We start from the raw sequence: 19,055 nt of genomic DNA, 5'->3' as shown, positions 1-19,055 counted from the left end.
GCGCGCTATTCCAGCGCGCGGTCGGGCCCGAACTGCACGGTCGGGATGAAGATCACGACCGGCTTGCGCCGCTTGCAGTCGCCGCTCGGCCGGCTCTTGAGCTGGCTGCTCGCCTTCTGCGAGGCGGGAACGCACGACGCCGTCGGCGCGCCTTGTGCCCCGGCCATCGTGTTTTCGACCTGCTGCCCGCTGTCGAGCATCATGCGCGCTTCCGCCGGGGTGCCGAAGGCGGCGAGCCCGGTGATGAGCGCGAGGCAGGTGAGAATACGGCGCAACATTGCCGCCCACAGATAGGGCGCATCGCGCCGCGCGTCTAGCTTTTCGCGCGTTCGCGCGGCACGCTTGCCCACCGAAACGATTGTCGCCGGCGGATCGGCTACCTAAGGCGGCGCGCATGACACCCGCCCCATCGCCACTGGCCGTCCCCTTCCCCCCCATGCCGCCCATCGCGGGCGCGGTGCCGCGGATCGCGCGCGCGGGCTACAAGGACTGGGGGCGCTGCGACCTCACCTATGTCGAGCTTGCGCCGGGCACGGCGGTCGCGGGCGTGTTCACCCGCAACGTCTGCTGTTCGAGCGAAGTGGAACTGGGGCGGGAGCAGGCCCGCCTGGGCCAGGCGCGCGCACTGGTGGTGAACGCGGGCAATTCCAACGCCTTTACCGGATACCGCGGGCGCGAGGCGGTGGAGGCGATCATGGCCCAGGTCGCCCAGCACCTCGGCTGCCCGCCCAGCGAGGTGTTCGTTTCCTCCACCGGCGTGATCGGCGTGCCCCTGCCGCAGGACAAGGCGCGCGCCGGGCTGGAGGCGGTCTTCGCCGCCCAGCCATGCGCGTGGGAGGACGCGGCGGCCACGATCGGCACGACGGACACGTTCGCCAAGGGCGCGGTCGCCTCCGCAGTGGTGGGCGGCACGGCGGTGAGCGTGATCGGGATCGTCAAGGGCAGCGGCATGATCGCGCCCGACATGGCGACCATGCTCGGCTACATCTTCACCGACGCGGCGGTGGAGCCTGCCTTCCTGCAAGCGATCCTGTCGGCCGCCAGCGACACGACGTTCAACTGCATCACGGTGGACAGCGACACCTCCACGAGCGACACGGTGCTGGCATTCGCCACCGGCGCGGCGGGCAATGCCCCGCTGGCGGGGTTCGACGATGCGGGGGCCGACGCATTTGCCGCCGCGCTCCACGACGTCTGCCGGCAACTGGCGCACCTGGTCGTCCGCGACGGGGAAGGCGCGCAGAAATTCATCACTGTGACGGTCACCGGCGCCCAGAGCGACGAAAGCGCGCGCCGCATCGGGATGGCCGTCGCCAATTCTCCGCTGGTGAAGACCGCCGTCGCCGGCGGTGACGCCAACTGGGGGCGCGTGGTCATGGCGGTGGGCAAGGCCGGGGAACCCGCCGACCGCGACCGCCTGTCGATCGGTTTCGGCGGGACCTGGGCCGCGCGGGACGGCCAGCCCCTGCCCGATTACGACGAAACGCCGGTCGCCGCACACCTGCAAGGGCGCGAAGTCGATATCGAGGTGGACCTGGGCATCGGAGATGGCCGCGCCACGGTGTGGACCTGCGATCTCACCAGCGGATACATCGCGATCAACGCCGATTACCGGAGCTGACATGAACGCGCTCGATGCCGAACTGCGCGCGCTGTTCCGCTTCGTTTCCGAACGGACGATCCTGCCCCGCTGGAAACGCCTGGCGGCCAGCGAGATCGAGGAAAAGGCGCAGGACGATCTCGTCACCATCGCCGACCGCGAGACGGAGGCGTTCCTCACGGAAGCCCTGACCAGGCTCGCCCCCGATGTGCCGGTGGTGGGTGAGGAGGCCGCCCATGCCGACCCGGCCGTCCTCGCCGCGCTGTCCGGCGCGTGCTGGATCGTCGACCCGATCGACGGCACGCACAATTATGCCCATGGCCGCGCGCCGTTCGGCATCATGGTCGCGCTGGCCGATGGGGGCGAGGCGGTGGCGGGCTGGATATACGATCCACTGAACAACCGGCTGTGCAGCGCGCGCCGCGGCGAAGGCGCGTTCGTCGATGGGGAACGAATCGCCGCCCGCGCCACCGGCGAAGATCCGCCGGTCGCGGCCATCTCGACCATTTTCCTCGACGCCGCCCGGCGCGAAGCGGTGAACGCGCACGTCGCGCCGCACTTCCGCGTGGTGGAAACGCCCCGATGCGCGGCCGAACAGTATCCGCGCCTGGCGCTGGGCCAGAACGACGTGTCGTTCTTCGAACGCACTCTGGCGTGGGATCATGCCGCGGGCGCGCTGTGGCTCAACGAAGCGGGCGGGCGCGTGGCCCGGCCCGATGGCTCCGCATACCGGGTGGACGAACCCGACCGCACCGGCATGATCGGCGCCGCGAGCCCGGCCCTGTGGGACAGGCTCGCAGGGCTTTACGCCAGGCTCTAGGCGAGTTCGCTTTCCAGCCAGCCCTTCAGCTGGCTCTTGGGCGCGGCGCCCAGCTTCTGCGCCACCGGCTTGCCGTCCTTGAACAGGACCATCAGCGGGATCGATTGCACGCCGATCTGGCCGGGCACGCCGGTATTTTCCATGATGTCCATCTTGGCGATGGTCACCTTGTCGCCCAGTTCGTCCGCGATTTCCTCCAGCGCCGGGCCGATCATCTTGCACGGCCCGCACCATTCGGCCCAGAAATCGACCAGCACAGGCTTGTCGCTGTCGAGCACGTCGGACTGGAAGCTGGCATCGGTCACGGCAATCGTCGGCATTGTCTTGTCTCCTGAAGTGAACGCCAATCTAGGCGCTGGGCACGCTCACTCAACCGGTGAGGGCGGAAAGCTTTCCGACGCGGCCCCCAACGCGCCCTTGCGCGCGGCAAGGACGTGGCCCGGCACGGCAATCAGCCGCGGCGCCTTCGTGTACAGCACCGCCGCGCAGATCTCCCGCCCGGGGTAGATGGCCGAAAGCGCTGCGGCATAGGCGGCCATCTGCGCGATCGTGCTGCCCGGCATGTCCTCCAGCGAAGCGGGCGGACGGCGCGCGGTCTTGAAGTCGACCACGGTGACACGCTCCGGCTCGATCAGCAGGCGGTCGGCCGTGCCTGCGATGACCTGCCCGTCGACCGTCGCGGCCAGCGGCACTTCCGCAAGGGCGCCGGGTGCGAATACGTGCGCGAACGACGGATCGGCCAGCACCGCGATGGCGGAGGCGACGATCTCCGCGCGCTCCGCTTCGGAAAGGTCGCCCGCCTGCCGCGCGATCCAGCGCCGGGCCGCCGCGTCCCGTTCCCCCGCCGCGATATCGGGCAGTCGTTCGAGCAGGCGGTGGATCAGGACCCCGCGCCGCGCCGCGACGCGCGCCACATCGGGCGGCAGGGGCGGATCGGGCGCGCGTTCGGCCCCGGCGGACGAGGGCGCCAGCGGGCGCGGCGGGCGCGGTTCGGGGCCGACCGGGGTGGTGGCCCAATCCGGCAGAACCGGGCGTTCAATCGCGCCAACCCCCTCGGACCGTTCGATGGGCGCGGCCAGCGCGCCCCATTCGTAACGCGCGCCCCACAGGGGATCGTCGAGCGGATCGGCCTCGAACAGCGGCTTCAGCCGGGCGTGCCAGGAATCGGGCGCGGGCTCCTTCTCGCGCTTGGCCAGCGCGCCGCCGATGAACAACGCTTCCTCCGCCCGCGTCATCGCCACGTAGAGCAGCCGCCAGTGCTCCTCCCGCTCTGCCTTCTTCGCCGCGGCTTCGGCAATCGCGATGGGCCCCGCCTTCTCGGCGGTGCGCAGCGGCGGGATCGGCACGACCTTGCCCGGCTCGCCCCCGATGCGGTCCTCCTGCAACGACAGGTCGCGCACTGGGCTGGCGTCGGGATTGCCGGCAGCGTCGGCCAGGATGACGATCGGGGCCTGAAGCCCCTTGGCGCCGTGGACGGTCATCACCCGCACCAGGCCGCCGCCGCCGTCGGCTTCGCGCTTCAGCTCGCCCTCGCCCGCGTCGAACCAGGCGATGAAACCCGCCAGGCTCGGCGTGGCGGTGCCGGCATAGGCGTTGGCGGCGTTCAGCAGTTCGTCGATCGGATCGTTCACCTCCCGCCCCAGCCGCGCGACGAGCGCCTTGCGCCCCTGCCACGGGCCGACCAGCATCCAGTGGAGCAGCGCCTGCGGCGGATCGAAGTCCGCGATCCGAAGCAGATCGCGCAGGCGCGCAACCGTCTCACGCTGCAGCGGGTCCGCGCCATCGCGCAAGTGATGCCACAGCCGGGTGCCGCGCGGGCGGTATCCGCATCGCAGCAGATCGTCCTGGCTCCAGCCGATCAGCGGGCTGACGAGCAGGTTGGCGAGGCTGAGGTCGTCGAGCGGCTGGGCCGCGAACCGCAGGGCGGCCATCAGGTCCTTCACGCCCAGCGGCGCGCCCAGGCGCAGCCGGTCGACCCCCGCAACGGGCACGCCCGCCGCGTGCAGGCGCGCGACGATCAACCCGGCCAGCTCGCGGCGCTTGCGCACCAGCACCATGATATCGCCCGGCCCGGCGTTGCGCGGGGTGCCCTTCACCAGCGGGAAGCCGTCCCGCAGCCAGGCCCTGATCTGGCCGGCGATGCGGCTGGCCATCGCGCGCTCGGGCTCGGAGAGCCACTCCTCCGGCCCCTCGTCGCCCCCGTCGGCGCCCCCGTCGCCCCCCGCATCCTCATCGCGCGCCGCGACCGGTTGCCACAGGGTGACGAGGCCTGGGCGGTTATCGCCGATGTGCGGTTCGGCCGGCTGGTCCAGGCCGAAGCTCGCGGGTGCGATCGCCTCTATCGCCCGGTCCACGAACGCGAGCACGGGCTGCGCGGTGCGATAGCTTCGTCCCAGGCCGAGCCTGAGCAGCCCTTGCGCGCGCCGGTCATCGTCCGCCAGCGCGCCGATGACCTGTTCGTAATAGCGCCGCGCGGCGGCGAAGTTTTCGGGGCTGGTCCCCTGGAAACGGAAGATCGCCTGCTTGTAATCCCCCACCACGAACAGGGTGCGCATCACCTGGTCGCGCTGCCCCGCCCCGGCGAAGAAATCGCCGGTCAGCGCGCGGATGATATCCCACTGCGCGGCGTTCGTATCCTGCGCCTCGTCCACCAGGATATGATCGAAGCGCCGGTCGAGCTTGTAGCGTATCCAGTCGGCAATATCGGACCGCGTCAGCAAGGCGGCGGCGCGGCGGATCTGGTCGTCGAAGTCGATCAGGCCCTCGCGCGCCTTGGCCTCTTCCCACGCGATCGCGAAGCGGCGCCCGATCTCCAGCGCTGGGGTGAGGAAATCCGCCAGCGCCAGCAGCGCCCGGTGTTCGCGCAGCGCCAGAAGCGACGCTGCCACGGCGGCGGCGGCATCGGCATAGCCCGGGTCGCATTTCTCGAGGCTCTTGAGAGAGCGAACCTCGCCTTTCTGGGTGAACAGCGCCGTCTCCAGCGCTTCGGCCGCGCTGACCCGGCCGAGCCCGCTGGCGCCCAGGAAGTCGCCGATCGCGGCGATCGACTTGTCCGCGGTCGCCGTGCCCCATGCCTGGTTTGCGGCGAGCACCTCGCCCAGCGCGGCGCAGTCGAACACGCCATCGGCGCACAGCTGCGCCAGCGACGCCTCGCCTGCATCGGCTTCCAGGCCCAGGAGCGGCAGCACGCGTTCGCGCATCGGCGGCTGCCAGTCGCCGGGGGCCTGCCACACCTCGCGCGCGGCGGCGCAGCGCAGCAGCCACGATCGCGCGCCGTCGGGGCCCATGCGCTCGCTCAGCATGGCCAGCGGACCCAGCACGCCCTGATCCCCGGCCTCTTCCGCGGCGCTCACCATGGAGGCGAGGACACCATGCGCCAGGACCTCGCGGTCGCGGTCCTCCATCGGGCGGGTGCCGGGGACCAGCCCCGCCTCGTCCGGGAACGCGGCGAGCAGCCACTGCGAAAACGCGTGGATCGTGTCGATCCGGAGGCCGCCGCCCGGACAATCGAGCACGGCGGCAAAGCGCGTCCGCGCCCGGGCGAGCGTGTCCGGATCGGGGGAAGCGCCGATCGCGATGAGGTCCTTTGCCAGCGCGGTGTCGGGCATCCGCACCCATCCGGCCAGCACGGCGTTGACCCGCTCCGCCATTTCCGCGGCGCCGGCCTTGGTGAACGTCAGGCACAGGATCTGGGACGGCTTCACCCCCGGCCGCAGCAACAGGCGCAGGACCCGCGCCGAAAGCACCTGGGTCTTGCCGGTGCCGGCCGACGCGCTCAGCCACACGCTGCGATCGGGCGCGACCGCGTCCTCCTGTTGGCCCTGCAAGGGATGGACCTTGCCGCTCATTCCGTCTGCCCCGCCCATTCGTCGAGCCGCATCAGCTGGTCATACGTCGCGTAACCCGGCGCATCGGGGTTCAGCCGCGCGGTGAACGGGGCCTCGCCGAGAATCCACGCATCGAGCGCCGCATCGAGAAACACTTTCGCCTGCGGTAAGAATTCTCTTTGCGCGATTCCGCTACGCTTGTTCCCCTCCTTGATGGGAGTCGTGATGTACCCGAAGCCCGTCACGCTCTTGTCGTTGCGCCCCAGGGACCAGTATTCGAAGCGTGTCGCCCGGGCGTCCGCCAGCTTGTCGAACGCGCCGCCTTCCACCATCAGCCCCAGCGTGCCGAGCTGCAGCGCGTACCCCGCCTCCACCTGCGCGCCCGAGGGCGGCCGCCCGGTCTTGTAGTCGACGACGGCGAAACTGCCATCCGCCAGCCGATCGAGCCGGTCGATCCGCCCGTGCAGGGTCACGCCGCGATAATCCATCCGGCCGCGCTCTTCCCACAGGGCGGGCGTTCGCTGGGGATCGGCGGCAACCTCCATCTCCACCCATTCCAGCGCCTTCATCAGCCGCGGCCGCCACAGCGCGCGGGTCAGCGGATGCGCGTGCATCGCCTCCAGCCGCGCGTCGGCCAGCGCCTGCATCGGCTGGCCCGTGCGGTGCCAGTCTTCGAGGATGAGGTGCGCCAGTTCCCCTTGCCACGCCGGCCCCGGATCGGCGTCGAGCGCGTCCAGCTCCGACAAGGAGAGGATCGAGGAGGCATAGAACTGGTAGGGATCGGCCCGCAGGCGGTCGAGCCCGGTGACGCTCAGCGCGACCTTGCGCTGCGCCGCATCGGGCATGGGCTGCGGGCGCGGATAGGGCGCCGCCGCCGGCGCATCGTCGATCGCCGCGGCGAGTGCCGGCGCCCGATCCTCCCGGTGCGCCGGCCGGAGCTCGCCAAGCAGCGCCTGCACCCGCAGCAGGAAGCGCGACGCGATTGCCGGCCCGCTTTCGTCCCGACGCGCGCGGCTCAGCACGACCTCCGGCGCGCCCATCGCTGCGGCCAGGTCGTGGGCCGACAGTCCGATGCGGAAATCGGCGCCCGGCACGCCCAGCCCGCGCAGCACGGCCGGTGCCAGCAGCGGATCGGTGGCGGAACGCGCGGGCCATGTCCCCTCGTTCAGACCGGCAGCGATTACCAGGTCCGCGCGCGCCATGCGCGATTCGATGAGGCCGTAGATGCTCACCCGCGGATGGCCACCGAACGGCGGCCGGACCGCCTCCGCCTCCATCGCATCCCGCAGCGCGACGTGCAGGTCTTCGGCTGCAATCACGGTCCCGATCTCGCGCGCGTGCAGGCGCAAGTCCTCAACGAGGGAAGCAAGCGCACGGCCGTCCTCGCGCGCCCACAACGCGTCGCCCGCCAGCAATTCACCGGCGGCGGCAAGGCGGTCGAGCCAGTCGGCCAGCAATAGTTCCCCGCCTTCCAGCAACGGTGCAAGGATCGCCGCGGTCGGTGCCCACCATTCGGCAACACCCGCCTGGGCCGCCATCGGCCCGAGCGGTTCGAGTCCTCCTTCGGGGCGTGGCCCCCGTAGCTGGAGCTCAAACTTGCGGAGTGCGGCCAGCCAGTCCCGCCGCGCGTCGCCGAAGCGAACGAGCGGATTGGCGAGCGCGGCGATCAGCGGCACCGGCGCCGCCTGCTCCGCCGCCACTTGCGCCAATTGCAGCATCAGCCGGCCCGCCGCCGTGATCGACAGCGGGCGGCCTGCGGAATCGTCCGCTTCGATGTGCCAGCGGCGCAAGTGCTGCACCACCCGCCGGGCGAGCGCGCGGTCGGGCGTCACCAGCGCCACCCGCTTTTCAGGCGCGGCGACGGCCTGGCGGATCAGCAGGGCGATGGCCTGGGCCTCCGCCTCCGGGTTGTCGCTCTCCATCAGCCGGACGCCCGCAAGCCGGCGCTTGTCGGCGGAAAGGCCCACCCATGCCGTGCTCGCTTCCGGCGGGAGGAAAAGGTTCGAAATGGCGTGGCTGCGCTCCGGCGGAGCGGCTCCGATCCCGCGGCGGTGCCACGGCTGAACCTCTTCCCGGTTTACGCCCATCCGGTTCAGCAGCAGCTTTAGGTGGTACTGTGGATGCGTGACGGCGTCGGATTCCGCGAAGGGCGGGTCGCCGGGGTTCACCCCTTTGCCCGCCGCGCCAAGCTCATCCCACACCGCGGCCGGCATCGCGAGATCGAGGTCCGGCAGGATCACCGCGCCGGCCGGGAGCGTGCTGACGACCCGCAACAGGTTCGCCAACGCCGGGGAAGCGCTCGTGACACCGGCAGCGACCACCGGCGTCACGGGCGGCACCGCGCGCCACCGCCGCGCCGCATGGTCGAACAGCCGATTGCGCCGGGCGGCCGAATCGAGGGCACCGATCGTCCCGAGTTCCGCCAGCCACCGCGCCTGCACGCGGGCGAACAGCCGGACCGAACGCTGCCAATGGACCGCCAGGTCACCAACGATCTCGATGACGTGGTCGCCCTGGAGCTCTTCGGGGCCGATATCCTCGATCAGCAGCCGGTCCATGGTGCGGGCGACATCTTGCGCCAGGCGCAGCAGTGCGGCGCCGCGCGGCGCGTCGGGGCCCATCTCCTCGCGCAGCAACTCCGCGATGCGCAGCCAGCGGCGCGTGGGCGACATCGCCGGCGGAATGTCAGCAGCACCCAGCGGATCGAGCAGCGCACCCAGCGTCTCGTCGAGATCGAGATCGCCCACTGCCGCCATGCGCGGCATCAGGAGGCCGCCTCCGCTCGCCCGGACGAATGCTTCCTGCACGGTGCGCATCGCGCGGCTGGACGGGAGCAGCAAGGTCAGGCGGGCAAGGCCGACGTCCGGCTCGGAATAGCGCGGGATAAGCCCTGCGACGAGCGCATCTGCAAAGCCGCGGTGCGCGGCAATCGAATAGATCTGCGGCCCCCGCCCCTCAGACACTCGCCAGCGCATCCTCGGTCGGGCGAATGGCTTGCGGCGTGCCCACTTCGAACCACTGGCCGGTGAACAGCGCGCCGTACAGCCGCCCTTCCCCGATCGCCCGTTCCCACAAGGTCATCGTGCCGAACGCGCCCTGCGGCGCATCGCGAAGCAGCCGGTGGCTGACGATCTGGATGCCGGTATAGATATAGGGCGCGATCCGCCCAGGCCTGCGACGCGATAGCCGGCCGAGCGGGTCCATATGAAAATCGCCGGGCCCGCGGAAGTTCATCGCGCGTGCGTGCGGGACAACCAGCAGCAGCGCATCCATTGTAGCCGGATTCCAGTGGTGGGAAAGGTCCGTGAACGCATCGCGCGGTCCGTCCAGCCAGATGTTGTCGGCGTTGAGGCAGAAGAAGGGATCGGGCAGCAGGCCTTCCCGGAACGCCTTCACCATTCCCCCGCCAGTCTCGAGCAATCCGTCGCGTTCGTCCGAGATTGTCACGCGGGGCGCCTCGCGTGACCCGAGATGGCTCTCCAGCGCGTCGGGCAGGTAATGGACATTCACGACCGCGCGCGCGACGCCGCATTCCGCCAGCCGGTCAAGCGCGTGATCGATGAGCGGCTTGCCCGCGACGCGCACCATGGGTTTGGGCTGCGTGGCGGTGAGCGGCCGCATCCGCTTGCCGAGCCCGGCCGCCATGACCATCGCCGTATCGCTGGCGAGCTTCGTCATGCGATCGCACCGCCGAATTTGTCGCGCAGACGGCGCGGGATGTTGCGATCGAACCACGCCGCGACCGGGCCCAGCGCAGGGTGCGCCAGATCGCGTTCCATCGCTGCCCAGACACGCGGGATCATCGAAAGATAACGCGGTTTGCCGTCGCGCTTGTGGAGGCGCGCAAAGATCCCGACGATCTTTGCGTTACGGTGCGCGCCGAGGCGGGCGTAGTCCGCCATGAATTTGTCGCCCGCGTCCACCTGCGAGAGGTACCGGTCGAGCATGGACTGCTCCAGCTCGGGCGAAACATCGCGCCGGGCATCCTGCAACAGGCTGACGAGATCGTATGCCGGGTGACCGACCAGCGCGTCCTGGAAATCGATGAGGCCCTGCCCGCCGCCGCCCCGTGCGCCGGGCTCCAGCAGCATGATATTTTCCGCGTGATAATCCCGCAGCACCGTCACGCCCGGAGACTGGCGCGCCAGGAGCGGGGAAAGCACCTGCTCCCATGCCCCGGCATAACCGGGCACATCCACCTCGATCCCCACTGCCGGGCAATACCATTCGACCAGCAACGCCGCTTCCCGCTGGTAGGTCGCCATGTCGTACGCCGGGAAGGGCCCGGGCGGACACGCGTGCAGCGCGACCAGCGCGTCGATTGCCGCGCCATACGCCGCGCCCTCGCCCTGCGGGTGAAGGTCGAGCCAGTCACGCATGCGATCGTCGCCGAAATCTTCCAGCAGCACCCAGCCCTGCTGCGGATCGGCCGCGTGGATCGCGGGCGCGCGCAGCCCGTTGTCGGTTAGCCATGCGGCGACGTCGAGGAACGGCTGTGGGTCCTCGTGCGGCGGAGGCGCATGCATCAGCATCGCGTGGCGCGCGCCGTGGCGAATGCGGAAATACCGGCGGAAGGAGGCATCGCCCGGGATCGGGTCGATCACCGCCCCGGACCAGCCTGCCGAATCAAGGAATCGGCCGAGGCCGTCTGGCAACGCGTTCATGGCATGCGCCCTAGCCAATCAGCACCCGGATCGACAACGGCCACGCGGCCGTTTCCCGCGATTTCGAGCGTGACGGAAAGGCAGCCCGCCTCATGCGCGAAGCCGCCGGCGCGGTCCGGCCATTCCGCCAGCAACGCGGATCCGTGCCGATAATCATCGAGTCCGATCTCTTCCGCTTCGCCGGGTGTCTCCAGGCGATAGAAGTCGGCGTGCACAAGCGGCGGATCGAGCGCGTCGTACGTCTCGATGATCGTGAAAGTCGGGGACGGTACCTCGCCGCGGTGGCCCAGGGCGGCGACGACGGCGCGCGCAAGGGTTGTCTTGCCAGCGCCCAGTCCCCCGGTAAGCGCCACCACGTCGCCCGGCCTCAGCTTGCGGGCAATGCGCGCGCCGAACGCGTCCATGGCGGCAAGGTCGGGCAGATCGACCGTCACGGCAGCGTGATCGTGGCGAAAGTTCCCTCGTGGGGCCGCGAGACGATCTCAAGCGTGCCGCCGTGCGCCTCCACCAGTTGCCGCGCGAGCGGAATGCCGAGGCCCTGCCGGCGCTCAGGCTTGCCATCGGGCCCGGTCCGCAGGCCCTCCAGCGCGCGGCGCAGTTCGGCCGCGGTCATACCCTTGCCGTTGTCGGATACCACGATCCGCAACCCGTCGGCCTTGCGCGAAAGATCGACGAGTATCTTGCCCCCTCTCGGGGTCGCGGCGATCGCGTTGTCGAGCAGCTGGCCGATCGCCCGGCCCAGTTGCCGCTCGTCCGCATCGACCTTCAGCGCCTTGCTGCCGCGCAGGTCGAGCGAAAGGCCGCCGCTCACGATCGCCGTTTCGCGTTCGCGCACGACCCGCGTGACGAATGGCATGACATCGAAGCGCGTGCGCGACAGGGGAAGAAGTCCTGCCTCGCTCTGCGACAGATCGAGCACGTTCTCCACCTGGTCGGTGAGTTTCTGGACGGACTCGAGAATGGCAGCAACGTACTCGCGCGCCTGCTCGCTCAGCTCGCCGGCGACCCCGGCCTTGAGCAGTTCGGCGAACCCGCCGATCGAGGTGAGCGGGACCCGCAGTTCGTAACTCATGTTGGCGAGGAACCGGGTCTTGACCTCGTCGGCCGCCTCCAGCGCCTGGTTGCGTTCGCGCAGCGCGTCTTCCGCAAGCTGCGAGGCCGTGATGTCGAGAACGGTAAGCAGACCATTGCCGTCGGGGAGCGGGACCCCTGCAATCTCGAGCGTTCGTCCATCTGCCAGGGAGACACGCCCGGCGGTCTGCTTGCGATCGAGCGTCGCGCCGCGGACGATCTCGCCGATCCCCTTCGCCTGCTGGGGCCGGTCGAGCAGGGGCGCGATCTGCCGGACAAGCTCGTCCGCACTCGGATGCCCGCCCAGCGCCTCGTCATCGAGGCCCCACGCCCCCGCAAACCGGCGGTTCCACAGCTGCATGTGGCCGTCAGGCGCGAATACGGCCAGAGCTTCGAACAGGCTGTCGAACGTCGCGGTGCGGGTGCGCAGCAGGGTGTCGCGCGTGGCCGACAGGGCCAGGCTCTCTGTCCGGTCCTCAGCGATCAGAACCAGCCCGCCATCGGGCATCGGCTGCGCCACGATCCTGAGGTGCGTCCCATCGCTGAGCGGCCAGTTCTCCTCCACCGGTTCGTCGGCCAGGAACCATTCGAGCCGCTCCGCACGCCATGCCGGGAAGTCGCGCACTTCGGGGGTGCGGCCCGCTTCACGCGCTTCCCGCAGGAAGCGTTCGAACTCCAGCCCCTGGCTCGCACCGGGGCGCATCGCGAACGCGCGCCGGAACGGCTGATTGGCGGAGGACAGCCTGCGGTCCGCGCCGAACTGCGCGACGCCGACCGGCAACTGGTCCAGCATGTCGCGCTGCGCATCGCGCCATGCACGGAACACGCGGGAAAGCTCCTCCATCTCCTCAATGTCGATGGCGTACCCGGCGACCCCGTCGTCCCCCAGTGGCAGGTCGCTGACACGCAAGCTGCGGCGCTGGCCGCCAATCGTGGCGGCGACGATCCGTTCGATCGGCGCCTTCCGCTGCGACGCCTGTGCGGCGATCTGCGCGGCGGACAGACCGTCGACGGCCTCGATCAATTCCGCCTGCGCGGCCACGGCGGCGTCGGCCGATTCCGCGCCGACGGCAGCGACGTAGGCCCGATTGACCAGCTTCAGCCGCGCGTCGGTCCCGCGGAACCACATCGGCATGGGCGCCGCTTCGATGAGGCCGACGAGCGCGGCAAAATCAGCGCGGGCGCGCGAAGCCTCGGCCCGGAGATTGGCAAGCTCGTTCTCGCTTTCGGAGAAATCGAAGATCCACAGCAAGGCCGCCCCGCCAGGTGCCACTTGCGGATCGGCCAGCGTGCCCCGAACGGCAAGGCTGCGCTGCGAGCCCGCGGGGGTGATCGCCATGCGGAACGGCGCCGCGGTCTTCTGCGTGCGCGACACCAGGGCGGCCAGCTGCGCCAATTGTTCGGCGCCGATGCCCCTGCCGCCTTCGCTGCCGGCCAGATCGCCGAGATACTGCGGGAGCCGCGACAGGCCCAGCCAGCCGGCGAGGCGCTCGCTAGCCTCGATCCGCCCGTCAGTCCGCACAAGCAGCGGGATCGCCGGCGCTTCCTCGATCATCCGCGCCATGCGCCGCGACGCCTTGCGCGCGTTCTCTGCCGCCTTCGTTTTAGCACCGGCAGCGATCATCAGCCCGGCTGCGACCGCCACCCAGGCGGCCATCAGCAGGCCGAGCAGGACCAGCGCGGTGGGGGACAATTGCATGGGCGGTCAGCTATGCGCGCCGACCGCCCAAAGCAACTCCGTAAGGGGCGCGATCAGTAACGGTAGTGATCGGGCTTGAACGGGCCCTCCACCGGCACGCCGATGTAATCGGCCTGCCGCTGCGTCAGGCGGGTCAGCTGAACGCCCAGCTTTTCGAGGTGCAGTGCGGCGACCTTCTCGTCGAGGTGCTTGGGAAGCACATAAACCTCGTTCTCGTACTCGTCCGACTTCGTGAACAGTTCGATCTGCGCCAGCGTCTGGTTGGTGAACGAGCAGCTCATGACGAAGCTCGGGTGACCCGTGGCGCAGCCCAGGTTCACCAGGCGCCCCTTGGCGAGGACGATGATCTGCTTGCCATCGGGGAAGGTGACGAGATCGGTGCCGGGCTTGATCTCCTTCCATTCGTAATTGTCGAGCGCGCTTATCTGGATCTCGCTGTCGAAGTGGCCGATGTTGCAGACGATCGCCATCGGCTTCATCGCCTTCATGTGTTCGGCGGTGATTACGTCTTCATTGCCCGTGGTGGTGACGAAGATGTCGCAGCGCTTGGTCGCTTCTTCCATGGTCACGACCTCGAACCCTTCCATCGCCGCCTGAAGGGCGCAGATGGGGTCGATTTCGGTCACCATGACGCGCGCGCCGCCGTTGCGCAGCGAATCCGCGCTGCCCTTGCCCACGTCGCCGAAGCCGGCCACGCAGGCGACCTTGCCTGCCAGCATCACGTCGGTCGCGCGGCGGATCGCGTCCACCAGCGATTCCTTGCAGCCATAGAGGTTGTCGAACTTCGACTTGGTCACGCTGTCGTTCACGTTGATCGCGGGGAACGGCAGCTTGCCCTGCTTGGCAATGTGATAAAGCCGGTGAACGCCGGTGGTGGTTTCTTCCGACACGCCCTTGATCGCCTTGACCGTGGCGGTGAGATAGCCCGGCTTCGCCTTCAGGAATGCCTTCAGCGCGCGCTGCATCTCGACCTCTTCCGCGTTCGTCGGCTCGGGCATCGTCTCGCCCGCTTCGATCCGCGCGCCCCAGAGTGCGAACATCGTCGCGTCCCCGCCATCGTCGAGGATCATGTTGCAGGTCGTGTCGTCGCCGTCCTTCGACCAGTCGAAGATGCGGCCGACATAATCCCAGTAATCGGCCAGGCTCTCGCCCTTGACCGCGAAGACCGGCACGCCGCTGGCGGCGATGGCGGCGGCGGCGTGGTCCTGCGTGGAATAGATGTTGCAGGTCGCCCAGCGCACTTCGGCGCCAAGGGCTGTCAGCGTTTCGATCAGCACCGCCGTCTGGATCGTCATGTGCAGCGAACCGGTGATCCGCGCGCCTTTCAGCGGCTGTGAGGCGCCGTATTCCTCCCGCAAGGCCATGAGACCCGGCATCTCGGTTTCCGCGATCGCGATCTCGTCGCGCCCATATGCGGCGAGGTTGATATCCTGGATGACATAGTCGCGTACGGCGGTCGGGGCGGAAGTGGCCACTTAGAAATCTCCAATTCGCAGAATCGGCGCGCCCTAGCGGGGCGCGCGTTTCATGGCAAATATAAAGCTTCCTTTATATGTCGAATCCACCGCCCCGGCTTGCGCGCGGGTTGGGCATCGCTATTTCGGTGTGCCGACGGACATGGACACTGCAAAAAGGAAAATAGCGATGACGATCAAGGTGGGTGACAAGCTGCCCGACGTGAAGCTGGTCAGGGCGACCGACAATGGCCCCGAAGCGGTTCAGAGCGCCGACTATTTCGCCGGTCGCAAGGTTGCGCTGTTCTCCGTTCCGGGTGCCTTCACCCCGACCTGTTCCGCCCGTCACCTTCCCGGTTACGTGGAAAAGGCCGCGGAACTGAAGGCCAAAGGCATCGACGAGATCGCCGCGACAGCCGTGAACGATGCCTTCGTCATGGGCGCCTGGAACAAGTCTGCCGGCAGCGAGGACATCACGATGCTGGCGGACGGCAACGGCGAATTCGCCGAGGCGCTGGGCTTGACGATGGACGGCTCGGGCTTCGGACTGGGCAAGCGCGGCCAGCGTTTCTCGATGATCGTGGACGACGGAACCGTGACCCAGCTCAACGTCGAACAGCCCGGCGATTTTTCGGTTTCCAGTGCGGAGCATATGCTCGGCCAGCTCTGACAACGCGAAATAAACCATTCGCATTCTAGGGCGGGGGCGTGAACGCGCTTCCCGCCCTTCCCCTGTCCGCGAACGAGGCCGCCGATGGTGCTGCCGGCCTTCGCCTGTTCCCCGCGCCAGCGCGATTCCGGCCCGTCGTCCTTTTACTGTCGGTTGTCCTGGGAATTGCGGCGCTGGCCGCCGGTGCGGTTGTCGCCTCCGCCGGGATGACGGTCCAGGCAGGGCCGTTCGTCCGTTTCCTTTTCCTGGCGGCGGCAATGTTTGCCCTGTCGGCCTGGTGTCGCGTGCGCCATCTCGACCCGCGCCTCGGCGATGCCGCCGCGATCGTCGGAGTGGGCATCCTCGCGCTGATGGCCTGCGGGGTGGTCTCGAACGCCGGCCTGCGCCTGGGCGCGTCGCCCGTCGATGGCCTGCTGGCAGGGATCGACGGCCTGGTGGGCATCGACGTCGCGCAAGTCGTCCGTGCCTTTGCGGCGCAGCCAGCGACGATCGATGCGCTGGCAGTGATCTACAACGCGTCCGGCGCCATCGCGGTCGCTCTCATCGGGTTGCGGCTCCTCGCCAATCGGCGCGCGGAAGCCTGGGAACTTGTCATGACGATCGTCCTGGCCATGCAGGTCGTGGCGCTGGTCTCGATCGTCGCGCCGGCGGTTGGGGCGATGGCGCACCTCGCGATGCTCGACCTTCAAGGGGCAGGCCTGCCCGCCGGGGCCGGCATCTATCACCTGGAAGCGTTCCATCATTTCCGCGCGGGCACCGACACGGTGCTGCGGCTGGACGACATGAGCGGGCTGGTCACGTTCCCTTCGTTCCACACCGTCCTCGCCCTCGTCGCGCTACAGGCGGTCGCCAGGACGCGCCTGCGGTGGCTGGGGGTCGCATGGGCCGCCGCGGTCATCGTCTCGACGATTCCGATTGGCGGTCATTATGTCATCGACCTTGTCGCGGGATTCGCGATCTGGGCTGGGGCCGTAACGGTCGCCCGGCGCGTCAGTACCCCATCAGCCTGAGCACTTCCTCGCGGCTGCGCGGGTCGTCGAGGAAGGTCCCCATCATGCGGCTGGTGATCATGCCGACGCCGGGTGTCCGCACGCCGCGCGCGGTCATGCAGCTGTGCGCAGCTTCGATCACCACGGCGACGCCCTGCGGCCTGAGATGGCTCCAGATGCAATCGGCGACTTCCGCCGTCAGCCGTTCCTGCACCTGCAGGCGCCGCGCGAAGCCGTGGAGCACACGGGCGAGCTTGCTGATCCCGACCACGCGGTCGGTCGGTAAATAGGCGATCGCCGCCTTGCCGATGATCGGGGCCATGTGGTGTTCGCAGTGGCTCTGGAACGGAATGTCCTTGAGCAGGACGATCTCGTTGTATCCGCCCACTTCCTCGAACACACGCGACAGGTGCACGGACGGGTCTTCGCCATAGCCGAGGCAGTATTCCTTCCACGCCCGGGCGACGCGGCTCGGCGTATCGAGAAGTCCTTCGCGCGCCGGATCGTCTCCCGCCCAGCGGATCAGCGTTCGGATTGCATCCTGCACGTCATCGGGCACTAGCGGCTTGCCGCGCGGATCGTCTTCATCGGGCCCTACCAGGCTGCTCATTTCCCGAATCCTCGTTTTGCGCGGTCGTAGGCGCGCCGGACCAGGCTGCCCTGCTTCATCAGTCCTCCCTTGGCAAACGGTTCCAGCATCAGGTCGGGGTGTTCGGGATCAAGGATCTGCGATTCGGCCAGCGCCCCTTCGATCTCGCCGACCGGCGGAGGCTCGAACCGGCGGAGTTGGCGGGAATTGAGCTGCCCATGCGTGTTGATGAGGTTCAGCATCGATGGATCGGCCTCGAGCAGTCGGGCGACATCCGCCTCCTCCAGTCCGCAATGCTCCGCCAGCAAGGAGCAACGCAGAGCGGTGATCGCGTCGCAGGCGTGATCGTTACCGGGACGGTCGCAATCGATGAACACATCGCATTCGCTATCGAGGCCCATGGACCGGTTGTTCCAGTTGGCCGAGCCGATCCGGAGGATGCGGTCGTCGATGATCGTCAGCTTGGCGTGGACGTAGATCTTCGTCTCGCCCGTGTAAGGCACGAACATGGCGAAGCGGCCCTTGCTGTCGACTTCGTGGATGGCATGGAGCAGGCAGTTGCGCGCGTGGTCCATGGCCTGCTGCTCCAGCCACCCATCGGCGGCATCGGGCTGCACCATGACGATCTCGGGCGGGTTTTCCTCCTTCAGCCGCGCGGTGATCGCTTCGGCGACCCGGGGGGAGGTGAAATACTGGTTCTCCGAATAGATGAATCGTTTCGCCTGCCCGATCTGGGCGACCAGCAGATCCTCGATCTCGCGGATTTCGGGGCACCCATCGTATTCGGCGCGTGTGCGTGCGATGCCGATTTCGACGTTCTCGAACTGGACAGGCAGTTTCTCGGGCCACAGGCTTTCGCCGCTTGCTTCCGCCGCTTCCAATTGGGACCCGCCTGCCGTTGCCCACCGTTCGCGGCTCAACACACCAAGCTGATGGGCGATATCGCCTTCCATCATCATCGTCGCATCGTGCCACGGCCCATACCTGCGGCCGTGCGGCCGGCGGCGCCGACGATCCTTTTCGCGATGATCCCGGGTGTCCCAGCGATCCTGGGTCATGTCGATTCCGCCGCAGACCGCCAGTTGATCATCGATCACGACGATCTTCTGATGATGTGAACATCCCACCGGGTGATGGCTGTCGAAGTTGAACGTGATGCCGTCGACGCGCGCCATCCGAAGCACATCCACGATCATGTATCCGCGGGTGAGGAACTGGAAAACACCCAGCCCCCACTTGAGAATGCAAATCTCCAGCCCGCGATGATGCCGCGCCAGCCAGACGAGAAAGCTACCCAGGCGGCGGGGGTATTCACGGCGGAACGGGCGGCTGAACCAGCGGCGGCCTACAGCGAGGTGAATCCGCGTATCGAAGTCCCAGCCGACCAGCATGATCCTGCGGCGGGCCTGGAGCATCGCGGTCTGCATGAAGCCGAAATAGTTTTCGGCATCGACGATCACGCTCGCCCGCGCGGCCTTCGCATAGCGCCATACGCCCGGTTCGGCGGATTTGTCGTTGAACGTACACTCTGCGGCGGGTTGTCCAGTTTCGTCCAAAACCTGCTTGCCCCCTTCTGTCAGGCGATGACGCGGGGAGTGGCTAGCGCGTGGAGCGCCCGGGTGGAAGGGCCCGGGTGGACGGGGCTGCCCTTGGGGCGCGCCGGCCCGCGGGC

At 68.7% G+C, this 19,055-nt stretch carries 15 protein-coding genes; 4 read left to right on the top strand and 11 right to left on the bottom strand.

The window, feature by feature from the left end; genetic code table 11:
- Positions 1-5: 5 nt before the first annotated feature.
- Positions 6-350, bottom strand: coding sequence for a hypothetical protein (locus GRI40_RS00605; protein WP_160609553.1), 345 nt, complete (start codon positions 348-350; stop codon positions 6-8).
- A 44-nt stretch (positions 351-394) separates the two neighbouring features.
- Here GRI40_RS00605 and argJ point away from each other — a divergent pair, with 44 nt between their 5' ends.
- Together argJ and GRI40_RS00595 are read left to right on the top strand one after the other, a co-directional pair.
- On the top strand, positions 395-1,621 hold the full coding sequence (gene argJ / locus GRI40_RS00600; RefSeq protein WP_160609552.1) for a bifunctional glutamate N-acetyltransferase/amino-acid acetyltransferase ArgJ: 1,227 nt from the start codon (positions 395-397) through the stop codon (positions 1,619-1,621).
- Position 1,622: 1 nt separating this feature from the next.
- The gene (locus tag GRI40_RS00595) at positions 1,623-2,420 is read left to right on the top strand and encodes an inositol monophosphatase family protein (RefSeq protein WP_160609551.1); all 798 of its coding nucleotides are present in this window, start codon (positions 1,623-1,625) and stop codon (positions 2,418-2,420) included.
- Here the strand turns inward: GRI40_RS00595 and trxA are convergent.
- Genes trxA through ahcY form a run of 8 tightly spaced genes read right to left on the bottom strand, consistent with a single transcriptional unit; the run spans position 2,417 to position 15,156 of the window.
- Positions 2,417-2,740 carry a thioredoxin gene (gene trxA, locus GRI40_RS00590; protein WP_160609550.1) on the bottom strand — a complete coding sequence of 108 codons (324 nt, stop codon included), beginning with the start codon at positions 2,738-2,740 and terminating at the stop codon, positions 2,417-2,419. The two genes, GRI40_RS00595 and trxA, sit on opposite strands and share 4 nt — an antisense overlap.
- A 45-nt stretch (positions 2,741-2,785) precedes the next feature.
- Positions 2,786-6,268, bottom strand: coding sequence for a double-strand break repair helicase AddA (addA, locus tag GRI40_RS00585; protein ID WP_160609549.1), 3,483 nt, complete (start codon positions 6,266-6,268; stop codon positions 2,786-2,788).
- A complete protein-coding gene (locus GRI40_RS00580; RefSeq protein WP_337190456.1) occupies positions 6,265-9,210 on the bottom strand; it encodes a PD-(D/E)XK nuclease family protein in 2,946 nt (981 codons plus the stop codon). The genes addA and GRI40_RS00580 overlap by 4 nt, the downstream gene beginning before the upstream one ends.
- Entirely contained in the window at positions 9,203-9,925 is a 723-nt protein-coding gene (locus tag GRI40_RS00575; RefSeq protein ID WP_160609547.1) for a nucleotidyltransferase family protein, read from the bottom strand. The genes GRI40_RS00580 and GRI40_RS00575 overlap by 8 nt, the downstream gene beginning before the upstream one ends.
- Positions 9,922-10,911: an aminoglycoside phosphotransferase family protein gene (locus tag GRI40_RS00570; protein WP_160609546.1), complete on the bottom strand. Its 990-nt coding sequence runs from the start codon at positions 10,909-10,911 to the stop codon at positions 9,922-9,924. The genes GRI40_RS00575 and GRI40_RS00570 overlap by 4 nt, the downstream gene beginning before the upstream one ends.
- The gene (gene tsaE / locus GRI40_RS00565) at positions 10,908-11,345 is read right to left on the bottom strand and encodes a tRNA (adenosine(37)-N6)-threonylcarbamoyltransferase complex ATPase subunit type 1 TsaE (RefSeq protein WP_160609545.1); all 438 of its coding nucleotides are present in this window, start codon (positions 11,343-11,345) and stop codon (positions 10,908-10,910) included. The genes GRI40_RS00570 and tsaE overlap by 4 nt, the downstream gene beginning before the upstream one ends.
- A complete protein-coding gene (locus GRI40_RS00560) occupies positions 11,342-13,681 on the bottom strand; it encodes a sensor histidine kinase (protein ID WP_160609544.1) in 2,340 nt (779 codons plus the stop codon). Before GRI40_RS00560 ends, tsaE begins: the two co-directional genes overlap by 4 nt.
- 53 nt (positions 13,682-13,734) lie before the next feature.
- Positions 13,735-15,156 carry an adenosylhomocysteinase gene (gene ahcY / locus GRI40_RS00555; RefSeq protein ID WP_160609543.1) on the bottom strand — a complete coding sequence of 474 codons (1,422 nt, stop codon included), beginning with the start codon at positions 15,154-15,156 and terminating at the stop codon, positions 13,735-13,737.
- Between the two features lie 169 nt (positions 15,157-15,325).
- On the opposite strand from ahcY, the gene GRI40_RS00550 reads away from it, so the two are divergent.
- Positions 15,326-15,805, top strand: coding sequence for a peroxiredoxin (locus GRI40_RS00550; RefSeq protein ID WP_160609542.1), 480 nt, complete (start codon positions 15,326-15,328; stop codon positions 15,803-15,805).
- A gap of 38 nt (positions 15,806-15,843) precedes the next feature.
- Positions 15,844-16,815 carry a phosphatase PAP2 family protein gene (locus tag GRI40_RS00545; protein ID WP_160609541.1) on the top strand — a complete coding sequence of 324 codons (972 nt, stop codon included), beginning with the start codon at positions 15,844-15,846 and terminating at the stop codon, positions 16,813-16,815.
- Here the strand turns inward: GRI40_RS00545 and folE are convergent.
- A complete protein-coding gene (gene folE, locus GRI40_RS00540; RefSeq protein ID WP_160609540.1) occupies positions 16,796-17,404 on the bottom strand; it encodes a GTP cyclohydrolase I FolE in 609 nt (202 codons plus the stop codon). The genes GRI40_RS00545 and folE overlap by 20 nt on opposite strands.
- Positions 17,401-18,939: a phospholipase D-like domain-containing protein gene (locus GRI40_RS00535; RefSeq protein WP_337190455.1), complete on the bottom strand. Its 1,539-nt coding sequence runs from the start codon at positions 18,937-18,939 to the stop codon at positions 17,401-17,403. Before GRI40_RS00535 ends, folE begins: the two co-directional genes overlap by 4 nt.
- Positions 18,940-19,055: the final 116 nt, after the last annotated feature.

Origin of the sequence: Tsuneonella aeria (assembly GCF_009827495.1) — a bacterium.
Taxonomy (GTDB): Bacteria; Pseudomonadota; Alphaproteobacteria; order Sphingomonadales; family Sphingomonadaceae; genus Tsuneonella; species Tsuneonella aeria.
The sequence above is the reverse complement of the archived record's forward strand: the minus strand, read 5'-3'. Positions and strand labels throughout refer to the sequence as shown.